Origin of the sequence: Pantoea sp. Acro-807, assembly GCF_011752675.1 — a bacterium.
Classification (GTDB): domain Bacteria; phylum Pseudomonadota; class Gammaproteobacteria; order Enterobacterales; family Enterobacteriaceae; genus Pantoea; species Pantoea eucrina.
This window is the reverse complement of the sequence record NZ_VWXE01000031.1, coordinates 1-207: the sequence shown is the minus strand read 5'-3', so window position 1 is coordinate 207 and position 207 is coordinate 1. Positions and strand designations below refer to the sequence as shown.

Below are 207 nucleotides of genomic sequence, written 5' to 3'. Positions count from 1 at the left end.
TTAAATTGAAGAGTTTGATCATGGCTCAGATTGAACGCTGGCGGCAGGCCTAACACATGCAAGTCGGACGGTAGCACAGGGGAGCTTGCTCCTTGGGTGACGAGTGGCGGACGGGTGAGTAATGTCTGGGAAACTGCCCGGTGGAGGGGGATAACTACTGGAAACGGTAGCTAATACCGCATAACGTCTTCGGACCAAAGTGGGGGA

The 207-nt window shown here is 54.1% G+C and carries 1 rRNA gene; it reads left to right on the top strand.

Annotated elements, in window-relative coordinates:
- Window positions 1–2: 2 nt before the first annotated feature.
- A 16S ribosomal RNA gene (locus tag F3J39_RS18745) occupies window positions 3–207 on the top strand; the annotation flags it as partial.